Here is a 23,717-nt window from a genome sequence, read left to right as displayed (position 1 = left end):
CTTATTCCTCCAGATTGAGCTTACGGCTAGAGATCTCGTCTTGGATGTATGCAATAAAATCATCCACTTTAAATTTACCAAGATCTTTACCTTTACGAGTACGCACTGCAATTTCGCCAGCTTCCATTTCTTGGTCACCAACAACAAGCATATACGGTACACGCTTCAAAGTATGTTCGCGGATTTTAAAGCCAATCTTCTCATTTCTCAAGTCCGCTTTAGCTCTAATTCCACTTTTTTGTAGTTTTTGTACTATTTCTTGAACATAACCTGACTGTTTATCAGTAATGTTCATAAGAACTGCTTGTTCTGGCGCCAACCAAGTTGGGAAGAAACCAGCATATTCTTCGATAAGGATACCGATGAAGCGCTCTAGTGAACCTAGAATCGCACGGTGAATCATTACCGGTACAAGACGTTCATTGTTTTCACCTACATAAGTTGCACCTAAGCGACCTGGTAGGTTGAAGTCTAGCTGGACAGTACCACACTGCCACGCACGGTCTAGACAATCGTATAGTGTGAATTCAATCTTAGGACCGTAGAACGCACCCTCGCCTTCTTGAATTTCGTATGGGATATCCATCGATTCAAGAGACTGCTTCAATGCTTCTTCAGATTGATCCCAGATTTCATCTGAACCTACACGTTTCTCTGGACGAGTAGACAGTTTCACTACGATGTTGTCGAAACCAAATGTTTGGTACGTATCGTACACCATCTTGATACAGTTTGTTACTTCTTCTTGAATTTGGCTCTCAGTACAGAAAATGTGAGCGTCATCCTGAGTAAAGCCACGTACACGCATAATACCGTGTAGTGCACCAGATGGTTCGTTACGGTGACATGAGCCAAACTCAGCCATACGTAGCGGTAGGTCGCGGTACGATTTTAGACCTTGGTTGAAGATCTGTACGTGACCTGGACAGTTCATTGGCTTAATCGCGTATTCACGGTTCTCAGAAGAAGTTGTGAACATTGCATCAGCGTATTTGTCCCAGTGCCCAGAGCGTTCCCAAAGAACACGGTCCATCATAAGTGGACCTTTCACTTCTTGGTAACCGTACTCATCTAGCTTAGCGCGGATGAATACTTCTAGATCACGGAAGATAGACCAACCATTGTGATGCCAGAACACCATACCCGGTGCTTCTTGCTGCATGTGGAATAGGTCTAGTTGCTTACCAATCTTACGGTGATCACGCTTCGCCGCTTCTTCTAGGCGAGTTAGGTGCGCTTTCAGTGCTTTCTTGTCGTGGAAAGCCGTACCGTAGATACGTTGAAGCATTTTGTTGTCGCTGTTACCACGCCAGTAAGCACCTGCAACATTCAGCAAAGTGAAGTGTTGACAGAAGCTCATGTTAGGAACGTGAGGACCACGACACATGTCGATGTATTCTTCATGGTGGTAAAGGCCTGGACGATCATCACGAGATACGTTTTCGTCTAGGATTTCCACTTTGTATGGTTCGCCACGTGATTCAAACGTATCACGCGCTTCCTGCCAGCTTACTTTTTTCTTAACCACTTCGTACTTGGTTTTCGCTAGCTCTTTCATACGCTTTTCAATCTTTTCAAGATCTTCTTGCGTTAGAGATTCGTCTAAGTCGATATCGTAGTAGAAGCCATTGTCGATGGTTGGACCGATCGCCATTTTAGCTTGAGGGTAAAGCTGCTTAAGAGCGTGACCAAGAAGGTGAGCACAAGAGTGACGAACGATTTCTAGACCGTCTACTTCATCTTTAACTGTGATGATTTCAAGGCTTGCGTCTTCTTCAATTAGATCACACGCATCAACGCGGTTACCGTTTACACGACCAGCGATAGTTGCTTTTGCAAGACCAGGACCGATCGATTGCGCAACTTCCATAGTAGAAACTGGGTTGTCAAATTGACGCTGACTGCCGTCAGGAAGAGTAATAATAGGCATGCTATGTCCTTTACAGTGGTGTTGCACACCAAGCAACACATGTTATTCAAATTAGAAGCTATTTGTTGAAAATAGTTGAGAGTCAATAAAGGCCTCTCGGTAACACGAATACCGGACCGTTATCGAAAATGGGATTGTACCTAGCTCACATTTAGAATGCAAAGCGCGATTTTGTTTTGCCATAAGAACTTAACCGCAGACCCGTCACGACAATCTGATCATGCTTTTTTAAGAGACCGCATAGCTGATGAATGGAATTGCCCCTCAATGAACTTACACAACAAATTACAATATCCCCTATTACGTGTGAACCGATACAAAGCCTAACACGTTGGGCGAGAGCTCAACGTGCGATTTAGGTATATAGTTGTTTTATAGAGTAGTTTGTATGTAGGTATTCATCATGGTCTATTTCAAATCGCGCTTTATGGTGCTTCTAAGCACCTCGATATGTTCTTTGCAAGCCTTCGCATCAAATGACTTATATGGCCCGCTGCGTTCTTACGCACAATCCCCAATGCAAGTGGTTAGTCACACCAACATACTGCGTTCAGGACATAGTCTGCCCTATGGTTTTGTCGAAGCCTATGGTTCAGGAACCGTGGCAAGTGTTTGGGCTCATACTGATGAATACGCACTGGATTATTACCACAATCAAATCGAATTAGGCAGCAAATGGCAAGTCAGCAACCGTTGGCAGTTGGAGCTCAACTATCGATGGGTCTTTGCCGCTGACAACCATTTAGATGGACTGACGAAAAGCTTCCATAAACTTTTCGGTATCGGACAAAATGGGCGGGATAAAGTAGACAGAGATCGTTTTTACATTTCAATGCCGCAATATGATGTGCTTGAAGATGATTTCGAAGGACAAACACTGGCCAATAACCTATCTACTTACTTACAGTATCAAGTGTTCCAAAATGAACATCACGGCCTATCGATTGGCGGCAGTTTGTATTTTAACGATGTGGCTCACGGCACTTTTCAAGGTAGCAGTTTCGAGCAAGGCTTCCAATTAAACTACAGCTACTTAAGTGATGCTCATGCATTTTATTCGATGATTGGCATGACTTTTCGCTCGGATGACCGTGCCTTGCTCGATCTGCCCTATCGACATAATACGATTGCCATTGCGGGTGGGTACCGTTATGCCTTAGAAGATAACCATCACCTGATGTTGGAATATCATTGGTATCAAGGGTCAACAGAAGGACCCACAGAGTTTGCTGATGCCTCTAATGAACTGGTATTGGGCTATCGATATCTAATGGAAAATTCAGCGCTTGAGTTTTTAGCCGTAGAGAACGCAAGAAACATGGATAACAGTACCGATATCGCTTTCACAATAGGATATCGGTACATATTTTCATCAAGGTGATGAGAGCTATAGATTTAGCGTTGGTGCAACTGCGGCTGCGACTTGAGCATCGGTTGCATTGATCGGCAACGTAAACGAGCGATATTGGTCACCAGCCAAGCTGAGCGAACGGTCAATCTCTGCCAAACAATGCATGACCTGCCCTTCCAGAATAAAAGAGAGCTCAATTTCTTTTGATGAGATAAAGCCGCTGTTACGGAACTCTAGCTCTTGATAAATACCAGAGCGAGAGGCAAACGAGCCACCGCGCAAAAAGCCTTTTTCAACATCGGCTTTAACCATAGTGAAGCCAGCTTGCTCGATCGCTTGAATAACCCGAGATGCTACTGGTAGTGGTTTCACTTCAATATAGTCACGGTCACGCGGATCAATTGCAAAATCAATATCTAACGTCGTCTCGACCCAAACATGACATTGATTCTTAAGTGCGCTAACCGCAGTAATTGGTGTTTCGTCATGCAGTTTTAGCTCAAACGGAACCTGCTTTTCTTCATTAGGTTGAATCACAAAAGGGTCAACTGCTTTCAATTGATCAATAGTGAAGGTTTGGTAACTTACGCTATCACCCACTTCGACTTTCATTTCCGTGTTCAATTTAATCGTAATAGCATCAATTTGTTGTTCGACGTCTCCGCCTTTGATATGAACCTGCCCTTTCAGCGGCGCTCCTTGAAACACGCTCATTTCGTCCAAAATGGTATCTACTTTTGCAGAGCCGATCCCCAGTGATGCTTTCAATTTTTTAAACATATTTTTCCTTTTTTAGCGACTTTTCTTCTAATAATCGTTTGTTTACACAATTGTTTTCTGCTGTGCAAGCAATAGACCACAAGAAAATGCTTGAATTCAATCATCAAGCCAAATAATGCTCAACAGCAAGAGTCATTCAGCCCTGCAATAGGATTGTTCGGTCACTAAGCGGTACATTCGTCGAGAAATGTTTGCAATTTGTACCTAAATTAAGCAGTATTTGTATAGTCAAATAAAGGAAAATGATTATGTCTGCACCACTCTACATTCAAATTAAACAATTTATCCTGGATAAAATTGAGGCTGGAGAGTGGGTAGTTGGTCATCGCATCGCCACCGAGATTGAGCTTACCGAGCAATTTGGTGTCAGTAGAATGACAGTGAACAAAGCAATTCGGGATTTAGTTAATGAGGGCCGATTACAACGTCGCCCACGCTTAGGCACGTTCGTGTGTGATCCTGGTGAAAAGTCAGAATCTCCCCTGCTAGACATTCGAAACATTGCCGAAGAAGTCAGCGATAGAGGGCGAAAGTATGGCAGTAAAGTGCTCAAACAGATTGCTATAAAAGCAGATGACAACATTGCGACAAAACTCGGCGTTATGTTAGGCACGACAGTGTTTTACAGTGAAATTATTCACTATGAAGACCAAACGCCGATTCAATTGGAGCTCCGCTGGGTGAATAGCCAATATGCCCCGAGTTATTTAAATCAAGACTTCACACAAATCACTCCAAATCAATACCTGTCAGATAATTGCCCACTCAGCGCGATAGAACATACTGTAGAGGCAATTGTGCCTGAAAGCCGTATTAAGCAAGACTTAAAAATGCAAGCCAATGAACCTTGCCTTCTCTTGAATCGCAGAACGTGGAGCCAAGATAAGTTAGTCAGTACCGCCCTACTTTATCACCCTGGTAACAAATATAAGCTGAGCTCAAAAGTGCTCATTTAAGGACAAGATTTGTCCTCTAGATCTACGTTTTGATCACATTTTAGCAACATCAATCTTGTCAGTGTTCTTATTTTGCTCTATTTATTTGTATATACATTTAATGATACAAATAAACACAGGGACACAAACATGGATTTGCTGATTGAAAACGCACGTCTAGTTACCATGCAATCGGGAGAATGCGGATACCTTCCAACGCCTCCAACGCCTCCAGCGCGCATTGGTATTCAATCTGGAAAAATCGTTGCGATCAGTACTTGTGCCATTGGTGAAGACGCACCGCAAACCGAGTCTCTGCTGTCTGCCCAACATTACCCTCAGAGTATCGACCTTCAAGGCAAGTTAATTCTGCCAGGTTTGATCGACTGCCACACTCATCTTATTTACGCGGGCAATCGTGCCAACGAATTTGAAATGCGCTTAAACGGCGTGCCATATCAAGAAATTTCCAAACAAGGCGGTGGGATACTTTCAACGGTGCATGCGACGCGTTCAGCAACCGAAGCGCAATTAGTTGAGTTAGCGTTGCCACGTTTAGACGGGCTACTCGCGAGCGGCGTCACTTCTGTCGAAGTGAAATCAGGCTACGGATTGACACTGAATGATGAAGTAAAAATGCTCCGTGCAGCCAAAATGCTTGAACAAGAGCGCAAAGTTAAAATCACGACTACACTTCTCGCCGCTCACGCCATTCCGCCAGAGTTTCAAGGTCGTGCAGATGATTATATTGAGCACATTTGTCAGGACATAATCCCTGTTGTCGCAAAGGAAGAATTAGCTACGAGTGTCGATGTTTTTTGTGAATCGATTGGTTTCAATCTTGAACAAACAGAAAAAGTGTTTGTAGCTGCAAAACGTCACGGCTTAAAGGTTAAAGGGCATACTGAGCAGCTTTCTAATCTCGGTGGTACAGCCCTCACTGCGCAATACAACGGTCTGTCAGCGGATCACATCGAGTTTTTAGATGAGCAAGGTGTTAAAGCACTTGCTCGATCAAACACTGTCGCCACTCTATTGCCTGGCGCTTTTTATTTTCTAAGAGAAACTCAGTTACCACCGATTGAGTTGTTGAGAGAGCATAACGTGCCGATGGCAATTGCTACGGACGTCAACCCAGGTACATCACCATTTTCTGATCTCACACTCATGCTGAATATGGCGTGCACGCTATTTCGCCTTACACCGCAAGAAGCACTGCGTGGTGTAACGCAACATGCAGCCAAAGCTCTGGGTTATCAAAACTCACGTGGCGAAATCAAAGTAGGGTTTGATGCGGACTTCTCTATATGGGATATCGAAAGCCCTGCGGATTTAAGCTATCAAGTCGGAGCAAAACGTCTGGTAGGTCGTATAGTAAATGGTGAATACATTTCACACGGAGGCCAATAATATGTCTCAATTCGACCTACACTCTCCCCTATTTCATTGGCAAGGCCGTCATGATGCCGAGGACGGCAAGCTTGGTCAGCGAATTCATCACGTTGTTCAACGCCAAAAAGCAGATGAGTTGAGTGCCGTTGCGCATGGCGTCTCATTACTCGGTTTTGCTACCGACGCTGGCGTTGCGAGAAACAAAGGACGCATTGGCGCGAAAAAAGCGCCAGACTTAATCCGACGAGCACTCGCTAATTTAGCATGGCACCAAGACGCCCCACTATATGACTTAGGTACTGTGGTGTGTGAAGACGACTTACTGGAAGAGAGCCAAGCTCTATGTGCAGCAACCATTTCAAGCGCACTGCCCCATACGCCAGTCATCGTGCTGGGTGGTGGGCATGAGATTGCGTGGGCCTCGTTTTCCGGCTTAGCGGAATATTTTAAAGCGCACCATCCAGAGAAGAAGCCTAAAATCGGCATTATCAATTTCGATGCGCATTTCGATTTGCGCGCATTCGAGAGTAACCTCGCCGACATAAGACCGAGCTCTGGTACACCCTTCAACCAAATTCACCATTTTTGTCAACGTAACGATTGGGACTTTCATTACGCTTGTATTGGTGTAAGCCGCAGTAGCAACACTAAAGCGCTATTTGAAAAAGCAGATGCGTTAAATGTTTGGTATGTAGAGGACAATCAGCTCTGCTACTTAAACCACAGTTATCACTTAACTCAGCTTCAGCATTTTATTGACGACTGTGACTACCTCTATTTGACTATTGATCTGGATGTATTCCCTGCTGCAACCGCACCTGGAGTCAGCGCACCAGCAGCTCGGGGAGTGAGTTACGACACAATTGCCCCCTTTTTAGATCGAATTCTTCATTACAAAAATAAGTTAATGCTGGCTGATATCGCCGAATACAACCCAAATTATGACGTCGATAGTCAAACAGCACGATTAGCTGCCCGTTTGTGTTGGGATATCGCCAACGCAATGGCGGAAAAACAGCACAAACCATAATGCATCCCAGATGCCACTGATTATTACGACCAAGCAAGTACTTGGTCATCACGAGAAACTAAAGGAGTCTGAAATGACACAGCGCCAGGGACAAGATCCACGACTTGATACAAGCAGAACAATTCGTGCACCTCACGGAGATAAACTGCGCGCAAAATCTTGGCTAACCGAAGCCCCTCTTCGTATGCTGATGAACAACCTTGATCCTGATGTTGCAGAACATCCACATTCACTGGTTGTATATGGCGGCATTGGCCGAGCAGCGCGAAACTGGGAATGTTACGACAAGATTGTTGAAGTACTTGAAAGACTCGAAGATGACCAAACGCTTTTAGTTCAATCAGGCAAGCCTGTTGGTGTTTTCCCTACTCATAAAAATGCCCCACGCGTGCTTATCGCAAACTCAAACCTTGTTCCGCATTGGGCAAACTGGGAACACTTCAACGAGCTCGATAAACAAGGCTTGATGATGTACGGCCAAATGACCGCTGGCAGCTGGATATACATTGGCTCGCAAGGTATCGTACAAGGCACATACGAAACGTTCGTATCTGTTGCAAAAAAACACTTTGACGGTGATGCAAATGGCCGTTGGATTCTAACGGGTGGTCTTGGTGGCATGGGTGGTGCTCAACCTCTCGCTGGTACAATGGCGGGCTTCTCCATGATTGCAGTAGAGTGTGATGAATCACGTATCGATTACCGCCTACGTACAGGCTATGTCGATAAGAAAGCGACTTCTTTAGATGAAGCGCTAGCTATCATTAAAGAGTCAGACACACCAGTATCGGTTGGTCTACTAGGTAATGCAGCAGACGTTTTCTCTGAGCTGGTAGAACGTAATATCACGCCTGATGTAGTAACAGACCAAACGTCTGCACACGACCCGCTCAATGGCTATTTACCACAAGGCTGGAGCATGTCTCACGCAGCAGAAATGCGTTTGCAAGATGAAGCAATGGTCGTAAAAGCAGCGAAAAAATCCATGGCTGTGCAAGTTCAAGCGATGTTAGAGCTGCAAAATCGCGGCGCCGCAACACTCGACTACGGTAACAACATCCGCCAGATGGCCTTGGAAGAAGGCGTAGAAAACGCATTCGATTTCCCTGGCTTCGTTCCAGCCTACATTCGTCCTCTATTCTGTGAAGGTATCGGTCCTTTCCGTTGGGCTGCTCTCTCTGGCGATCCTGAGGACATTTATAAAACCGACCAAAAAGTAAAAGAGCTAATTCCAGATAATCCGCACTTACATAACTGGCTAGATATGGCTCGCGAACGCATCCAGTTCCAAGGTTTACCTGCGCGTATTTGCTGGGTTGGTCTTAAAGATCGTGAGCGTCTTGGTCAAGCATTCAACGAAATGGTGAAAAATGGCGAACTTAAGGCGCCCGTTGTCATTGGTCGAGACCACTTAGACTCTGGCTCTGTAGCAAGCCCGAACCGTGAAACCGAAGGTATGATGGACGGTTCTGACGCAGTATCAGACTGGCCATTATTAAACGCGCTACTCAACACGGCGGGCGGCGCAACTTGGGTTTCACTACACCACGGTGGTGGCGTAGGTATGGGTTTCTCGCAACACTCAGGTATGGTTATCTGCTGTGACGGCAGTGAAGATGCCTCACAACGTATTGCCCGCGTGCTGCATAACGACCCAGCAACAGGCGTGATGCGTCATGCTGATGCGGGATACGATATCGCTAAACAATGTGCAGCAGAGCAAGGGCTAGATTTGCCAATGCTCAACGAAGAACTGAAGAAGCTCAAGTAAGGATGAAAGAGATGTTAAATTTAACGCTAAAGCCGGGTCATATTAGCTTAAACGAACTACGCCAAGTGAGCCGTTCACCAGTCAACCTTACTTTGGATCCTGAAGCCATTCCGGCCATTGAAGAAAGCACGCAAGTCGTAGACCGAGTCATCGCGGAAGATAGAACGGTTTACGGAATTAACACTGGTTTTGGGCTATTGGCTAACACACGAATAGCACCAGAAGATTTAGAAACACTTCAACGCAGTATCGTTCTTTCTCATGCGGCAGGTATCGGTGAGTTTATGTCAGATGAAACGGTTCGTCTGATGATGGTATTAAAAATCAATAGTCTGTCTCGTGGCTTTTCTGGGATTCGCCTAAAAGTCATTAATATGCTGACCGACCTAGTCAACGCACAAGTTTACCCTTGCGTACCAAAAAAGGGCTCTGTTGGCGCATCAGGTGACTTAGCTCCTCTAGCCCATATGAGCACAGTATTACTGGGAGAAGGACAAGCTCGCCACAACGGTAATATTATTTCCGGGCAAGAAGCATTAAAAATTGCAGGTCTAGAGCCTATCACTCTGGCGCCAAAAGAAGGCTTGGCGCTACTAAATGGGACTCAGGCATCAACAGCGTTCGCATTGGAAGGCCTGTTTATCGCGGAAGACCTTTTCGCGTCAGCAACCGTTTGTGGTGCAATGTCTGTTGAAGCCGCTCTCGGCAGCCGACGTCCATTCGATCCGCGCATTCACCGTGTACGTGGTCATCGCAGCCAAATGGACGCAGCACTCGCATACCGTCATTTGTTAGACACATCGAGTGAAATAGGTGACTCGCACACTAACTGTGAAAAAGTGCAAGACCCGTATTCTTTGCGCTGTCAGCCTCAAGTGATGGGCGCGTGTTTACAGCAAATCCGCAATGCGGCGGAAGTATTACAAGTAGAAGCGAACTCCGTATCAGATAATCCGTTGGTGTTTGCTGAAGATGGTGACATCATCTCTGGCGGTAACTTCCACGCGGAGCCTGTTGCAATGGCAGCCGACAACCTAGCACTTGCGATTGCCGAGATCGGCAGCTTGTCTGAACGTCGTATGGCATTACTTATCGATAGCGCGCTATCAAAACTGCCACCGTTCTTAGTCGACAATGGTGGTGTGAACTCTGGTTTCATGATCGCTCAGGTGACCTCTGCTGCGTTAGCAAGTGAAAACAAAACGCTCGCTCACCCAGCGTCAGTAGACAGCTTGCCAACATCTGCAAACCAAGAAGATCACGTGTCAATGGCAACATTCGCGGCTCGCAGATTGAAAGAAATGGGCGAAAACACTCGCGGTATTCTGGCTGTCGAATACCTCTCAGCAGCACAAGGCCTAGACTTTAGAGCGCCAAACAAGTCCTCTGAGCGTATTGAGATTGCGAAACAAATGTTGCGTGAAAAAGTATCGTTCTACGATAAAGATCGCTACTTTGCTCCAGACATTGAACAGGCAAATACTCTGCTTAAGCTGGCTATTCACAACACGCTCATGCCAGAGAGCTTGTTACCAAGTGTTCAATAACCAAGCATAACTGGCATTTCATCGAATAAACAGATAATGACTTGAAGGCTCTACGTTCTGCGTGGAGCCTTTTTATATACGATTAAACATATTGATGGCACTATTTATGAACGCCTGTCTACTTTGATGGCTATACTTTAAAAGATAGGCGAGCGAAAAGGTCGTTGTTTATTGTTTTCACAAATAAAAGCGTTGCTAAAGTATGCGTTTTTAACGGTTTATCCGCCGAAATAGTGTCTTATTGTTAGGATACGGTGAAGTTTTCACTGGATGGACCATTGCTACGCAGATATTCGCATATAATCCCACACAGTTTTGGTTACTACGTAAAAATTATGTTTCTAACACCTTATTTTTCAAACACTAATCACCAGTTTCAGTTCACTCGCGAACAAGCAAGCCACTTTGCAAAACGTGTCGCAGGTGACTACAACCCAATTCATGATGAAGACAACAAACGCTTTTGTGTCCCTGGGGATTTACTTTTCGCTGTGCTTCTTAGTAAAGAAGGCGTTAGCCAAAAGATGCGTTTTAACTTCTCTGGCATGGTAAACGATGGTGTAGCACTTCATATTGAAAATAAGTGTGACAAAGAAAGCGCTGTTGTTGACGAGGCAGGTAAAGAATACTTACACATGTCCCGTGAAGGTGAAACTAACCACGATCCGGCATTTATTGAGCATGTAGTGACAAATTACGTGCAATTTTCTGGTATGAACTTCCCTCACATCATGGTTCCTCTTATGGAAGAGAAGCAAATGATGATCAACTGCCAGCGTCCATTAGTTATTTATGAAAGCATGGAAGTCGAATTTTCACGCTTAGACCTTACGCATCCAGAGGTGGATTTCACTGGCGCAACATTCGACGTAGAAGGAAAACGAGGTGTAGTCACCTTAAACTTTGCGTTTAAAGAAGACGGTGAAGTCGTTGGTAAAGGTATTAAGCGCATGGTTGCAAGTGGCTTGAAGCCATATGACCAAGAAGCGGTTGATGACCTTGTACGCCGCTTTAATGGACGTAAGGATGCATTCCTAGCAAAGTTCGTTAAGGCAGCCTAGTCGACTGCCCTATCAGAAGCGCACAAAAAACGTGTTTACTAAAAGAAAGCCCAACGTCGACCGTTGGGCTTTCTTTTTATGTCTCATCCAAACAAAACTAAACGCAATGCTTAGAGCCAACGACGAACATGATTTTTATAATCCACATACTCCTCACCAAACAATCGCTCTAGAACGCGTTCCTCAGGCTTGATTTGAAACCGATTCATATAACTGACAAATATCACGCCACAAAGCACCACACTCAAGTGCTGCCACCACAAACCAGTTGCTATGATTAGGAGCAGTAATGCCGTGTACATAGGGTTGCGTGAAAAGGCAAACACACCAGTTCTTACAACAGAAGATGCCGCTTCAGGTTTTACTGGGTTCACTGTGGTTTTTACTTTGCGAAATTCATACACGCCAGCAATGCCCATGTAGCCAGACAACAAAGTTAATACACCTACTACAAATTCAACAAAGGGTACTCGAATGTTCATGCTCGGCGTCAAAACTTTAAGTCCGTACATCAAAAGTATGACTAGCAAAAACACCACAACAGGTGGGACTTTGAGTTCAAGTTTTCTCAAGATTCATATCCTTTGAAAGGGTCTAAATACGGTTTCTAAAAAGCCCAGTAAAACTAGGCTTGATCTAGTCCGATTACAACAAAGTTAACAATGCCTGAACGGGATGCTTGGGCTTCGTTCCTTCAAAGCGTTTAACTTGGCTGCGGCAAGAATAGCCTGTAATCAAACATCTCTCGTTATCCAACTTATCTAAGCTCGGCTTCCAGCTTAAATTGTAAATGTCTTTCGACATCGACAACTTATCAACCTCATGACCAAACGTACCCGCCATACCACAACAACCAACAGGTACCGTATTCAAAACTGCACCAAAGTGAGCAAAAATAGCGCCCCACTCTTTTTCCGCATTTGGCATTTTGGTTTTCTCAGTACAGTGCGCAAACAGATACCAAGGTTCCTGCGCCTTATGCTCTCCGCTTTCAAACGCTTCTAATCTTGGGTAAAGCCATTCGTGGGCCGTCAGTACATCGAAATCACCTCGCTTACTGCCAAGCACTTCAGCGTATTCATCTCGATAACACAGCACCAATGCAGGGTCGACACCAACTAATGGGATATCCAAATCCGCTACCATCGCCAAGAACTTCGCTGTGTCGGCTGCTGTGCCCTTAAACTGACGTAAAAACCCTTTAATGTGTTGTGCTTTACCATTCGGCTTAAACGGCAGAAGTACCGGATGCATACCCAGCTTTTTCAATAACTTAACGAAGTCTTCAACGACATCAGCGTCGTAGTAGCTAGTGAATGGGTCTTGAACAATTAAAACATGCTTGCTCTTTTCAGACGAAGACAAACCACTGAGCGCTTGCAGATCATAAGGCGTTGTCAGCGACTCTACTCGTTGTTTCAAGGTGGGTACTGATAACAACGGCGCATCGACATACCCGACCGTAGATGCCGTTAAACTTTTCACCCACGACTGCTTCAAAACACCATTTACGACACCTGGCGCTTTTGCCATCATCGGCAGCATAGTCTCAATGTTGGCAACCAGATAGTCTTTTGCAGGACGTTGATAACGAGAGTGATAGATGTTTAAAAAGCGTGAGCGAAAGCTCGGAACATCGACTTTAATCGGACACTGACTCGCACACGCTTTACACGCCAAACAACCATTCATCGCTTCATACACTTCGTGAGAGAAGTCATACTCGTGACGACGATTGATAGAATGACGTACGCGGTCAATCATGGTTTTGATTGATGTTTTGTTTTCTAGTGTTTGCTTTTCTAAGTCAAGAATATCAATGCCTTGCTCAGTAAGCTGACGCAACCACTCGCGAACCAAACCCGCACGACCTTTTGGTGAATGACGACGATCGGCTGTTACTTTCATCGATGGACACATTGGCGAGCTGGTATCGTAGTTAAAACACAAACCGTTACCGTTACATTCCATCGCTTGTTTAAAGCTGTCACGTACTTGAACGTCAATCTGACGGTCATAGTAACCACGTTTGGTATCGGTAACTTTGACAAGCTCTGCATCACTATCCAGCGGTGTACAGATTTTGCCCGGGTTCATTTTGTTGTGTGGATCGAATGCCGCTTTCACACGTCTCAGTTCAGTAAACAACTCGTCGCCGAAAAACTCAGGGCCATATTCTGAACGGAAACCTTTGCCGTGTTCACCCCACATCAAACCGCCGTATTTCGCCACCAGCTTGACCACTTCATCAGAAACTTCGTGCATCAATGCTTCTTGGTGCGGGTCACACAAATCCAACGCAGGACGTACGTGAAGCACCCCAGCATCGACGTGACCAAACATGCCGTAATTCAGAGACTTGCTGTCTAACAGTTCTCGAAACTCCACAATGAAGTCCGCCAGGTTTTCTGGTGGCACACAAGTATCTTCAGCGAATGCGACCGGTTTAGCACGACCTTTTGCTGCGCCTAACAAACCCACCGCTTTTTTACGCATGTTGTAAATACGCCCAATGCTCGCTACATCGTTACAAACTTGGTAGCCGATAATGCCCGCTTCTTCTGTTTCCAACATGGTATCGAGCTTGGCGGTCAACGCTGCAACCTGAGCAGCAACTTCCTCTTCGTCCTGACCTGCGTATTCCACCATATTGATGCCAAGCATCTCTTTATTTGGAACATCGGTAAGTAAATCGCTCACGGTGTGCCAAACGATATCTTGCTTCGCGAGATTAAGCACTTTCGAGTCAACGGTTTCTACAGATAGCGCTTTCGCTTCGACCATCAACGGTGCATTACGCAGCGCAGAGTCAAAGCTGTTGTATTTAACGTTAACCAACGTACGCGCTTTCGGAATTGGCGTCAGGTTAAGCTTTGCTTCGGTAATAAATGCCAATGAACCTTCAGCGCCGCACAGTACTCGTGTGATATCGAAACGGTCACCGTCTTCATTCAAGGCATTTTTTAAATCGTAGCCCGTTAAAAAGCGGTTAAGAGGAGGAAACTTATCTACGATCTGCTGGCGTTTTTCACGACATACGGATTCCGTTACACGTAGCGCCTTGGCAGCAAACTCATCTTCTTTTGGGTAGCCGTTGGACAGGTCTGATTCTAAAACTGAGCCATCAGCAAACACCGCTTGTAGCGACAAAACATGATCGGATGTTTTTCCGTATTTCAGAGAACCTTGACCAGAAGCATCGGTGTTGACCATGCCGCCAATCGTTGCACGGTTACTGGTAGATAAGTCTGGAGAGAAGAAGTAGCCATAAGGGCGAACAGCGTCATTTAACTGGTCTTTCACTACACCAGTTTGTACACGAACCCAGCCTTCTTTCTCATTAATCTCAAGCACTTTGTTCATGTGGCGAGACATATCCACCACAATACCTTTGGTTAGCGACTGACCATTGGTCCCTGTGCCACCACCACGAGGTGAAAAGGTAATTCGTTCGTACTTTTCTTTATTGCTCAGTTTCCCGAGGAGAGAAACATCTTCTGTCGTTTTGGGATGAACGACAGACTGAGGAAGTTGCTGGTAAACACTGTTGTCAGTGGCAACCGCTAGTCGGCTTGAATATTGGCTTTCGATATCACCAGTGAATCCGGCGTGCTCAAGCTCTTTCAGAAAACTAAGAACAAGAGGATCGACATCAGTTTGCGAGTGTAATCTTGGTAACATTTGCTTCCTGCCCCTACGACGCTGATCCGATCAGCTGCGGGTTGTGTAATTATTTGCTCACTTCTCATACAAATTGGCGCTAAGCGAAAAAAAACACCACAAAAGAGTTAGTGAAGTAATATTCTTTGAATTTCGTCACTTTACAACATTTAAAAAGACGAGCAAATCAGAATCTCGATACAATAATTAAACTTATGCTTTATTTTTTCACGCTTGATGCCTTACATTGGGGAACGAATCGCGTTTCTAGATGAGTTTTCAGAATGAAAAAAAATAAAATTGTGACCACTGAAGATATCCTTCTCAAACTTTGCCAGTCTGTTTCTGGCGTACTTACTTCGGCGACATCTTCTCAAGTAAATTATTCAGCAATGGTGCAAAAAATCCACAAGACTAGCCTCAAACCAGATTTTGGCTGTTTTGTTCTGTTTGATGGCGGATTTACCGGGCTAGTTGTGATTAATTTTACGGCAAAAGCCGCACTGGAGATCTACACCAACTACATGCGTAATATGGGCATGCCAGAAGAAGAACTGGCAATATCTCATACTTCTGACGAGGTAGGCGATGTTCTGGGTGAACTCATGAATCAACTGGTCGGAGACTTCACTAATAAAATTCGTAAAGACCTGCAAACGAACATCACACAAAACCAACCAAAAATGCTGGCGCTGAATAAGCAAGTTATCTTACAAGTTGATACCAACCTTGACCGCCCTCAAGCGCGCAGAGTGACGTTCTCCACCGAAAACAACAATATTTTCTATCTCGAACTAGCAATGGATAAAACTGAGTTCATCCAACTGGAAGAGTTTGAAGTTGCTGAAGACGAAAACCCAGACGACATTTTAGAGGCCACACGTAAACAGTTGGCTGAGAAAGAATCTAAATCGTCGGGATCAAACGATGATGCCGATGACTTGCTCAACCAGCTCGGGTTGTAATTCTAACGAATCTTAATGAAGAATGGCTTCTTAGACACAAGTACGACTTCATACTGATTACGACGAACTAAAACGCCAGCCTCGCTTAATGCGAGGCTTCTTTTTATGTGCTGAAATTATCTTCAGTCCCACCTTGTATTTCGTTTTTATGTCAAAAAAGGTAATATGTCTGACTTCATAAATTTTCTGCTTTCGTTACTGGTTGTCGATGGATAAACAAAAAGCTCTGAAAAAAATCGCCAAGTGCTTAGAACTGGGCAATTCCGCTAATGTTAATGAGGCTGCCAATGCTATCAAAATGGCACATCGCCTCATGCTTAAATATGGTCTCGATAAAGACGATATTGAGTTCATCAGAATGGGAAAAACACAATCTTCTCATCTGCTACCAGCGAACATCAGTTCTACCATATTGCGAGTGATTCGCGGCATTAACACAAAATTCGGTGTCGAAGCAGTATTGTTGAATCACAAAGGGCTCAAACGTGTCGAATTTATCGGTGAAGCAGATCGCGCTATTTTTGCTGCATTTGCTTTCGATATTGTTTATCGCGAGATGAACGAAAGTACCGGACAATTCCGAAACAGCTTTGCTGGCACCGGCACCTCTTCTCAGGAAGTGACTCGCCGTGTGAACTCATTTGTATCTGGCTGGGTGGAAGGCGCGATTGAAAAATTGCCAATTATTTCTCCAGATGAAGAGTCGGCCAATAAAATTAATGACTATATTGATAAAGAATTCCAAAACATTGACCGCGAAACGTTCAAGAAGCAATTGAAAGAAGCAATGAAAAACCTAACTGAAGACTACGAAGTGGGCTTAAAGAAAGGTAGAAAGGTTTCAGTTAACCGTGGAGTGGGCGGCGAACAAGCACGCAAAATGTTGGGCGATTCATCGAAATAGCCAGAATAGTAAAGGATTCACATAAGCAGCAATGACTTCGATGTCGATGGGGCTTACTTTGAGAGCTTTGGCAGTATTGGTAGGAATTTTCTTACAGAAACTCTTATCAATCTTACTTTCTCATAACAAATATTAATGCTTGTTTATTCATAATTCGCATCCCATTATGAGGCATGGTTTCGCCTCAGTTTTATACGGAGATTTTCCCTTGAAAAAGATGCCTATTGCACTAGCTCTAGTGCTAGCTCTTACTGGCTGTCAAGCCACTCAACGCCAAAATGCAACAACGGGTGAATACGAAACTAACTCCACCACGCAAGGAGCGCTTATTGGTGCGATCGCTGGCGCAGCAATCGGCCTAGCAACGGGTGATGATGCTAAAGAACGTCGTCAGCATGCACTCATTGGTGCAGCCGCAGGCGGGGCGACTGGCGCTGGCGTTGGTTACTACTTTGACCAACAAGAAGCGGAATTACGTCGCGCTTTGCTAAACTCTGGCGTACAAGTTCAGCGTGTTGGTGAAAATCAGCTTTTACTGCGTATGGAAAACGGTATCGGCTTCTCTTCAAGCTCTTACCAACTTGATGCTAGTATCCATAATACTCTACGCGGTGTTGCTCGCATCCTAGTTGAGTACCCAGATACCAGTCTCGTTATTGATGGTTACACGGATAGCACAGGCAGTGAGTCATACAACCAAACGTTGTCAGAGCGCCGTGCAGAGTCCGTACGTCAATTCCTAGTATCTCAAAACGTTGCACCTGGTCGTGCAATTGCACGCGGCTACGGCGAACGTAACCCAATTTGCTCAAACCAAACTTCTGAAGGTCGTGCGTGCAACCGTCGTGTTGAAATCCAGATCTTGCCACTGAAGTAATTTGGTTGCACCATAACGGTAATAATAAAAAATTACCGGAGCAGGCCTAACCATTATCGTTAGGCCTGACATATTAATGTCTGTCAAAACGTCTGCCCTACTCTGCTTATTTAGCCTCAGCTTTTCTGGCTACTCACTTGCCTCTCAAGCTCCAAATGACCCCATCGAACAATACGAGTACGCACAACAATTATTGGCATCAAACGAAGCTGAAGCCTCACCAGAAACGCGCTACTGGCTAGAGCAATCCGCCAACCAAGGTTACCTCCCTGCGCAAAAACAGCTCGCGAACGACTTTGCTAAAGGGATAAATGGCGAAAAAAATGAAACACAAGCGTTATATTGGCTAACCTCTATCGCACTCAATGACCCAACCGATCGGGGCTTTCTTCTCGCTAACTTTATTCAGCGCAATCAAGATAAGGTCACAGCATCTCAATTGACTGAAGCTTTGTATCAAATGGCTTCTCAGCATAATCCAGCAGCAGAACAGGCTTATAATCAACTGTTAGAGCAGCGCTTCAACCAACTGCGAGCTAAACAAGTTTCGCAAATAAAGTCGCTCGATAAAAAGGCTGAGCAAGCACAGGAAGAGAAAAGCACAGTTGCAAACCCCAAAGTAGAACACTCGCCGTTTCTATGGCTGATTTGGCTAGCGGCGATACTCATCATCAGCGGCTTAAGTTTCCTCGTGATCAAAAAACTCAAGCAGAATAGAAAAGCGCGTGAAGCCAAAGAGGAAAGCCAAAATCAACGAATGGCGGAAAAAATAAAAGAGCTAGAGTTTACGAACAAGCAACTGAAGCGTCAGTTAGAGAAAGTATTCAGAGAATTTAAGAAATCCAAAACTCAGGCAGAAAACCATAAGCTAAGCGTCGCGTGTGCTATGTTTGGCTACACACCACAAACCATCCCTGATTTACAGGCAATCAAGCTACGCTATAGACAGTTATCAAAGCTTTATCATCCTGACACAAGGGGCAGTGAAGAAGAAATGAAGCGACTCAATCATGCCTTTAAGCTCGTCTCACAAAATGTTACAAAACAGTAAAAATAGGTCAGGATACTTTGGCTACCATGCTTTTATTCCCATATAATCAAACACCGCAATCGATCTCCCTCTCAAAGAAATTAACAGACATTTAACTTAAGTCGCGCTTTTATGCCATAATGCCCGGCGCAAAATAACACCTAACGACTCAAATTAATCTAGGTGGGGAGAAAATCAATGTTCACTGAAGAAGGCACCTGTGATTGGTGTAAAAAACCTAGTCTTGTAACTCGTCACGATTATTTAGATGGCAAGCACCATTACTCATGTAAAGCTTGTTACGACATGGCAAAAATCGACGTGCGCCTATTTAACCAAGGCGAATTGCAAATGCGCGAACGCTTGCAACGAGCGAGCTAAGCAAGACGGAATCAATGGAACTGATTTTCAAAGGCGCCTTTTAAGGCGCTTTTTTGATCGGCCAAGCCTATTTCCAATTTCTATCTCGTATTCCCTCCTATCCTACATAGCACGTCGCATCGGTTATCAGCCCTCTCTTACTGTATACAAACCACTGTCCATGAAACAACACCTGTATATACAGTAGTAACCCCCTGTATGTCTCTCGTCCAACTTTCTACTCACCTCACATTTTTAAATTGATGTTAGACATATCAGAAATGAAAAATAAACAAATAAATTCAATTACTTAAAATAAAATCCTTTTATTTCCTTCTCAAAAAACCGCAAATAACTTTTGAGAAACTTGTTGATCAGGTCGCCAAAACAAACTACTGTATAGGCATACAGCATGTATAAAGGAACAGTAAGATGCAGTTACAAAGTCAATCTCATACATACTCTCGCTACAACGTATTGGCACAAGCAACTAAGCCCATGGCCGTTTCGGATCGGCTTCTATCTAAGCTGGCTGTTTTATCGCAGCAGAAACAATGGATTTTGTTTACAGCAGACTGCCCTCGTCCAGACTTTGAACAACTCACTGCTTCTAATATTTGCTGTAAAAACGTTATTCAAATGAAGCCCTCTCAACAGCTTTCAGAAGTCGAGATCGTGATCAAAGCCATCCGATCAGGTAATGCCAGTGCTGTTGTCGCATCAAATAAAATTGCACTTATGAATCAATCGATGTTGCGCGACATGGCGCAACGCTATCAGTGTGAAGTCTTTTTCGTCGAAGGCAGAGTTAATAAGTACCACTAATAAGTTCGACGTTATCCATCCTGCATCTCGCCTCCTTTTTAAGGGGGCTTTTTTTGTATTAAAGAAAAAAGGCAAACGTTTGCTTTTTCTCTGGCGAGTTAAAATAGTTCTGGTATGATGCCCACATTCGATTTATTCAGCGCCCACATTTTGCTGAATATCTTCTCTTTCTGACGTTTGATTAAGATGATAGGAATGTCGCAATGAGCCTTGCTAATCAAGTACTTGCCGTCAATGACGACCTGCCAATTCGCACCCATAAACCCGTTCATAGTGGAAAAGTTCGTTCAGTTTACTGGTTAACTGATGAAGACAGCGCCCGACTGATCAAAGAAAAAGGATACAATGTCGCGCCAGATGCGCCTTTGGCTATCATGGTGATTAGCGACCGAATCTCTGCGTTCGATTGTATTTGGCATGCTGAAGGTGGTCTTAATGGTGTCCCGGGTAAAGGGGCTGCGCTTAATGCGATTTCTAATCACTGGTTCAAACTGTTCAAAGAAAATGGCTTAGCAGATAGCCATATTCTAGACATTCCTCACCCTTTTGTTTGGATTGTACAAAAAGCCAAACCGGTAAAAATCGAAGCCATCTGCCGCAAATACATCACGGGTTCGATGTGGCGCGCTTACGCAAATGGCGAGCGCGAGTTTTGTGGAATCCAACTTCCTGAAGGGTTAGAAAAAGACAAAGCACTGCCAGAGTTGCTAATGACCCCATCCACAAAAGGCATTCTAAAAGGCATTCCCGGTGTGCCAGAAGCGGATGACGTGAATATTACTCGTCAAAACATCGTAGACAACTACGAAGCATTTAACTTCTCAAGCGCTGACGATATCGCACTCTACGAAAAATTGCTGAAAGAAGGCTTTAACGTTATCAGCCAAGCGTTAGAAGAAATCGACCAAATCTTTGTCGATACCAAATTCGAATTTGGTTATGTTCATGATGCTGCTGGCAATGAAAAGCTGATTTACATGGATGAAGTGGGTACACCAGACTCGTCTCGTATATGGGATGCTAAAGAGTACCAAGCAGGTCACATCGTAGAGAACTCAAAAGAAGGTTTCCGCCAGTTCCTACTTAACCACTTCCCTGACCCAGATATCTTGCTAAACAAAGAACGTATGCCTGAGCGCGAAGCTCTCGCTCGTGATAATGCTTTGCCCGTCGAATCTTTAATGGCGATTTCGAGCACTTACATTGGTATTGCCGAGAAGATTACAGGCAAGCCGATTCATTTGAGTGAGAATCCGAAAGCGGAAATCATCGAGGTTCTGAGCAAAGAATACGGATTGATTGACTAGCACTGTCGCTAGATTGCTAAACGCTTTCCAATAAAAAGTCCGCACTAGCCTGCGGACTTTTTTCGTATTAGGCTCACCTTAGCCGATATTTAACGTAGTGCCATCGGTTGTGGAAGCTGACTTGGTCGTCACCTGATATGTTTTGTCTTTAATCGTTGATACGAAATACCAGGTCGACTCTGCCTTGTCGGGCGTAAAAGTAACGCGCATAAAGCCACGCTGTTTGATGTCTGCCCACTGTAATTCTGACACTAAGTGCGGCAGCGTGTATTCCATTTGAGCGATCGCGACAGGGTCTAACGCGAGGTAGGCCTCTAAGCCAGGGGAACTCACAGAGCTAGTCGCAAACTCTACCCCGATAGGATGCTTAGATACGTCTTTAAGCTCACTTGCCCATGCGTTGTGCGTATCTCCGGCCAAGCAGACAAAGTTACCACTGCTGGCTTTGACCAGTTGATAAACTTTCTCTCGCTCAACGTAGTAGCCATCCCATGCATCTAGGTTATATGGCAAAGCAATGGTATCTAAACTTGGGTCAGAGAGATAACCCGTAATCGCAGAGTTTACCGCTAATAACGCCTCTGTTTTTTGTTCTTCAGTGGCAGTAAACAATTGAAACATCGCGGTCATAACCGAACTTGGCAACTCCATACGAGACATTAACACTTGTTGCCCTAGCACATTCCAAGTTGCGTCGTGCGTACTGAACGCATCCATCAGCCAAGCGAGTTGGTCACCGCCTAACAGCTCTCGGTCTTGACTGCGCGACTGGGCAACTAAACCGCCAATAGCTTCCATCGTTGGTGAGCTGAGCGAGAAATAATCCAACGGTTTATCACGCCCCACAAGTCGCGTGTCGAGCATCATCAAATTGACTAAACTTCCAAACGAAAACTGACGGTAAATCAGCATGTTTGAGAAAGTGTTTTCACGAACGGGCAACCATTCTGTCCACGCGGCAGCCGCAGCTGCACGACGATCATTAAAGCTGCCTTCCTCTTCTTGATGGTTTTCCGCACCATTTTTCCAACTATCATTTGCAAGCTCATGGTCATCCCAGACTGCAATCATTGGTAGGCTCGCATGTAACGCTTGCAGATCAGCATCTTGGCGATATTGCGCATACCGTTTTCGGTAATCATCTAAGGTAATGCATTCAGTGCCTTTGCTTGGCTCTCGCCCTAGTGCCTCAGCATCTTCACTAGCGTAGCCACCAGCACCATACTCATAAATGTAATCACCGAGATGAAGCACCACATCAAACGGGTCTTGCTCATGTTGATTTAAAATCTCTCGATACACATGGAAATAGCCAGCAGGATAGTTTGCACAAGAAACAACCGCCATGGATGCCTTTTCTACACCATCCTCTGGTAATGTTTGAGTTTGCCCGACTTCGCTAGTGACATCTCCAACCATGAATCGATAGTAGTAGCGAGAATTTGCGTTGAGATTTTGAACATCGACTTTTACCGTGAAATCTCGGCTCGTGTCTGTGGCAAAAGTGCCACTTTGCACGATATCAGTAAAATTTTCGTTAGATGAAACTTGCCAGCTTACATCTGCGTAGCTTGCTGAGGTCGTAACACGAGTCCAAATGATTACTTGTGTTTGAGTAGGATCTCCACTCGCCACTCCGTGCTCAAAGGTAACCGCAACAGATTCACTAGCATCGCTACCACAGCCCACCAGCCCGGTAACAATCGCCGTTGAAGAGGCAGCTTTCATAAAGTCTCGACGAGACAAAGACATATTGACTTCCTTTCTTATTGTGTTTGTTTTTATGCCCAAATGACGTGGTGACTCAATCATCCTTGTATGCCAATAAGGGACGTTAATTCGAACTTACAGTACCAACCACTTAGTCGGTAATTTGTCCTAAAAACACAAAGTTAGAAGCTAGTTATGACAATTGCATTTCCAAACGTTACATTTTTGTTAATTTAAGTGCAAATACTCTATATTCATCACACTTCCTAAGACCTGTGACAA

19 protein-coding genes are annotated in these 23,717 nt (G+C 44.7%); 14 read left to right on the top strand and 5 right to left on the bottom strand.

Going from position 1 to position 23,717, the window contains the following annotated elements; genetic code table 11:
- Position 1: 1 nt before the first annotated feature.
- Positions 2-1,930, bottom strand: coding sequence for a threonine--tRNA ligase (gene thrS / locus R7O03_RS06890; RefSeq protein ID WP_005395892.1), 1,929 nt, complete (start codon positions 1,928-1,930; stop codon positions 2-4).
- A 403-nt stretch (positions 1,931-2,333) separates the two neighbouring features.
- Here thrS and R7O03_RS06885 point away from each other — a divergent pair, with 403 nt between their 5' ends.
- Positions 2,334-3,311 (top strand): DUF3187 family protein, encoded by a 978-nt coding sequence (locus R7O03_RS06885; protein WP_053303168.1) that lies wholly within the window; start codon positions 2,334-2,336, stop codon positions 3,309-3,311.
- A 6-nt stretch (positions 3,312-3,317) separates the two neighbouring features.
- Here R7O03_RS06885 and R7O03_RS06880 read toward each other — a convergent pair whose 3' ends face one another.
- Entirely contained in the window at positions 3,318-4,061 is a 744-nt protein-coding gene (locus tag R7O03_RS06880) for a sporulation protein (protein WP_318131608.1), read from the bottom strand.
- 248 nt (positions 4,062-4,309) lie between these two features.
- Here R7O03_RS06880 and hutC point away from each other — a divergent pair, with 248 nt between their 5' ends.
- From hutC to R7O03_RS06850, 6 genes are all read left to right on the top strand, one after another.
- Positions 4,310-5,017: a histidine utilization repressor gene (hutC, locus tag R7O03_RS06875; protein ID WP_017634851.1), complete on the top strand. Its 708-nt coding sequence runs from the start codon at positions 4,310-4,312 to the stop codon at positions 5,015-5,017.
- Positions 5,018-5,146: 129 nt separating this feature from the next.
- Entirely contained in the window at positions 5,147-6,406 is a 1,260-nt protein-coding gene (hutI, locus tag R7O03_RS06870; RefSeq protein ID WP_262627303.1) for an imidazolonepropionase, read from the top strand.
- A 1-nt stretch (position 6,407) separates the two neighbouring features.
- Positions 6,408-7,418: a formimidoylglutamase gene (hutG, locus tag R7O03_RS06865; protein ID WP_033905138.1), complete on the top strand. Its 1,011-nt coding sequence runs from the start codon at positions 6,408-6,410 to the stop codon at positions 7,416-7,418.
- Positions 7,419-7,491: 73 nt separating this feature from the next.
- Positions 7,492-9,189 (top strand): urocanate hydratase, encoded by a 1,698-nt coding sequence (hutU, locus tag R7O03_RS06860; RefSeq protein WP_025998636.1) that lies wholly within the window; start codon positions 7,492-7,494, stop codon positions 9,187-9,189.
- Positions 9,190-9,200: 11 nt separating this feature from the next.
- A complete protein-coding gene (gene hutH, locus R7O03_RS06855) occupies positions 9,201-10,736 on the top strand; it encodes a histidine ammonia-lyase (protein ID WP_017634855.1) in 1,536 nt (511 codons plus the stop codon).
- Positions 10,737-11,071: 335 nt separating this feature from the next.
- Positions 11,072-11,797, top strand: coding sequence for a DUF3581 domain-containing protein (locus R7O03_RS06850; RefSeq protein ID WP_318131607.1), 726 nt, complete (start codon positions 11,072-11,074; stop codon positions 11,795-11,797).
- 110 nt (positions 11,798-11,907) lie between these two features.
- Here R7O03_RS06850 and R7O03_RS06845 read toward each other — a convergent pair whose 3' ends face one another.
- Together R7O03_RS06845 and R7O03_RS06840 are read right to left on the bottom strand one after the other, a co-directional pair.
- Entirely contained in the window at positions 11,908-12,369 is a 462-nt protein-coding gene (locus tag R7O03_RS06845; protein WP_005377951.1) for a methyltransferase family protein, read from the bottom strand.
- A gap of 73 nt (positions 12,370-12,442) precedes the next feature.
- The gene (locus tag R7O03_RS06840; RefSeq protein WP_318131606.1) at positions 12,443-15,478 is read right to left on the bottom strand and encodes an FAD-binding and (Fe-S)-binding domain-containing protein; all 3,036 of its coding nucleotides are present in this window, start codon (positions 15,476-15,478) and stop codon (positions 12,443-12,445) included.
- A 263-nt stretch (positions 15,479-15,741) separates the two neighbouring features.
- Between R7O03_RS06840 and R7O03_RS06835 the strand changes: the two genes are divergently transcribed.
- The 7 genes from R7O03_RS06835 to R7O03_RS06805 all read left to right on the top strand — a co-directional run bounded on the left by R7O03_RS06835 (position 15,742) and on the right by R7O03_RS06805 (position 21,725).
- Positions 15,742-16,422: a DUF3334 family protein gene (locus R7O03_RS06835; RefSeq protein WP_005388843.1), complete on the top strand. Its 681-nt coding sequence runs from the start codon at positions 15,742-15,744 to the stop codon at positions 16,420-16,422.
- A 208-nt stretch (positions 16,423-16,630) separates the two neighbouring features.
- Positions 16,631-17,326, top strand: coding sequence for a DUF2786 domain-containing protein (locus R7O03_RS06830; RefSeq protein ID WP_005377954.1), 696 nt, complete (start codon positions 16,631-16,633; stop codon positions 17,324-17,326).
- A gap of 217 nt (positions 17,327-17,543) precedes the next feature.
- Positions 17,544-18,203, top strand: a complete 660-nt coding sequence (locus R7O03_RS06825; RefSeq protein ID WP_005377956.1) for an OmpA family protein — start codon at positions 17,544-17,546, stop codon at positions 18,201-18,203.
- 76 nt (positions 18,204-18,279) lie between these two features.
- Entirely contained in the window at positions 18,280-19,254 is a 975-nt protein-coding gene (locus R7O03_RS06820; protein WP_262627305.1) for a J domain-containing protein, read from the top strand.
- A gap of 177 nt (positions 19,255-19,431) precedes the next feature.
- Positions 19,432-19,614, top strand: a complete 183-nt coding sequence (locus R7O03_RS06815; protein WP_005377960.1) for a hypothetical protein — start codon at positions 19,432-19,434, stop codon at positions 19,612-19,614.
- A gap of 411 nt (positions 19,615-20,025) precedes the next feature.
- Positions 20,026-20,418 (top strand): SulA-like leucine-rich domain-containing protein, encoded by a 393-nt coding sequence (locus tag R7O03_RS06810; protein WP_262627306.1) that lies wholly within the window; start codon positions 20,026-20,028, stop codon positions 20,416-20,418.
- Positions 20,419-20,621: 203 nt separating this feature from the next.
- The gene (locus R7O03_RS06805; protein ID WP_005388850.1) at positions 20,622-21,725 is read left to right on the top strand and encodes a phosphoribosylaminoimidazolesuccinocarboxamide synthase; all 1,104 of its coding nucleotides are present in this window, start codon (positions 20,622-20,624) and stop codon (positions 21,723-21,725) included.
- Positions 21,726-21,803: 78 nt separating this feature from the next.
- Here the strand turns inward: R7O03_RS06805 and R7O03_RS06800 are convergent, their stop codons facing one another.
- Positions 21,804-23,477 (bottom strand): alkaline phosphatase D family protein, encoded by a 1,674-nt coding sequence (locus R7O03_RS06800; protein ID WP_238970275.1) that lies wholly within the window; start codon positions 23,475-23,477, stop codon positions 21,804-21,806.
- Positions 23,478-23,717 lie beyond the last annotated feature (240 nt).

The sequence above is a fragment of the Vibrio sp. Vb2960 genome (genome assembly GCF_033337665.1).
GTDB lineage: Bacteria > Pseudomonadota > Gammaproteobacteria > Enterobacterales > Vibrionaceae > Vibrio > Vibrio alginolyticus.
The sequence above is the reverse complement of the archived record's forward strand: the minus strand, read 5'-3'. Positions and strand labels throughout refer to the sequence as shown.

Bases quoted from the DNA above. Each gene is read 5' to 3' on its own strand.
- R7O03_RS06810 (WP_262627306.1), top strand. From the start codon at position 20,026: ATGCAGTTACAAAGTCAATCTCATACATACTCTCGCTACAACGTATTG.
- R7O03_RS06850 (WP_318131607.1), top strand. From the start codon at position 11,072: ATGTTTCTAACACCTTATTTTTCAAACACTAATCACCAGTTTCAGTTC.
- hutG (WP_033905138.1), top strand. From the start codon at position 6,408: ATGTCTCAATTCGACCTACACTCTCCCCTATTTCATTGGCAAGGCCGT.
- R7O03_RS06825 (WP_005377956.1), top strand. From the start codon at position 17,544: ATGCCTATTGCACTAGCTCTAGTGCTAGCTCTTACTGGCTGTCAAGCC.
- R7O03_RS06835 (WP_005388843.1), top strand. From the start codon at position 15,742: ATGAAAAAAAATAAAATTGTGACCACTGAAGATATCCTTCTCAAACTT.
- hutH (WP_017634855.1), top strand. From the start codon at position 9,201: ATGTTAAATTTAACGCTAAAGCCGGGTCATATTAGCTTAAACGAACTA.
- R7O03_RS06840 (WP_318131606.1), bottom strand. From the start codon at position 15,478: ATGTTACCAAGATTACACTCGCAAACTGATGTCGATCCTCTTGTTCTT.
- R7O03_RS06830 (WP_005377954.1), top strand. From the start codon at position 16,631: ATGGATAAACAAAAAGCTCTGAAAAAAATCGCCAAGTGCTTAGAACTG.
- thrS (WP_005395892.1), bottom strand. From the start codon at position 1,930: ATGCCTATTATTACTCTTCCTGACGGCAGTCAGCGTCAATTTGACAAC.
- R7O03_RS06820 (WP_262627305.1), top strand. From the start codon at position 18,280: ATGTCTGTCAAAACGTCTGCCCTACTCTGCTTATTTAGCCTCAGCTTT.
- hutC (WP_017634851.1), top strand. From the start codon at position 4,310: ATGTCTGCACCACTCTACATTCAAATTAAACAATTTATCCTGGATAAA.
- R7O03_RS06805 (WP_005388850.1), top strand. From the start codon at position 20,622: ATGAGCCTTGCTAATCAAGTACTTGCCGTCAATGACGACCTGCCAATT.
- hutU (WP_025998636.1), top strand. From the start codon at position 7,492: ATGACACAGCGCCAGGGACAAGATCCACGACTTGATACAAGCAGAACA.
- R7O03_RS06815 (WP_005377960.1), top strand. From the start codon at position 19,432: ATGTTCACTGAAGAAGGCACCTGTGATTGGTGTAAAAAACCTAGTCTT.
- R7O03_RS06880 (WP_318131608.1), bottom strand. From the start codon at position 4,061: ATGTTTAAAAAATTGAAAGCATCACTGGGGATCGGCTCTGCAAAAGTA.
- hutI (WP_262627303.1), top strand. From the start codon at position 5,147: ATGGATTTGCTGATTGAAAACGCACGTCTAGTTACCATGCAATCGGGA.
- R7O03_RS06800 (WP_238970275.1), bottom strand. From the start codon at position 23,477: ATGTCTTTGTCTCGTCGAGACTTTATGAAAGCTGCCTCTTCAACGGCG.
- R7O03_RS06885 (WP_053303168.1), top strand. From the start codon at position 2,334: ATGGTCTATTTCAAATCGCGCTTTATGGTGCTTCTAAGCACCTCGATA.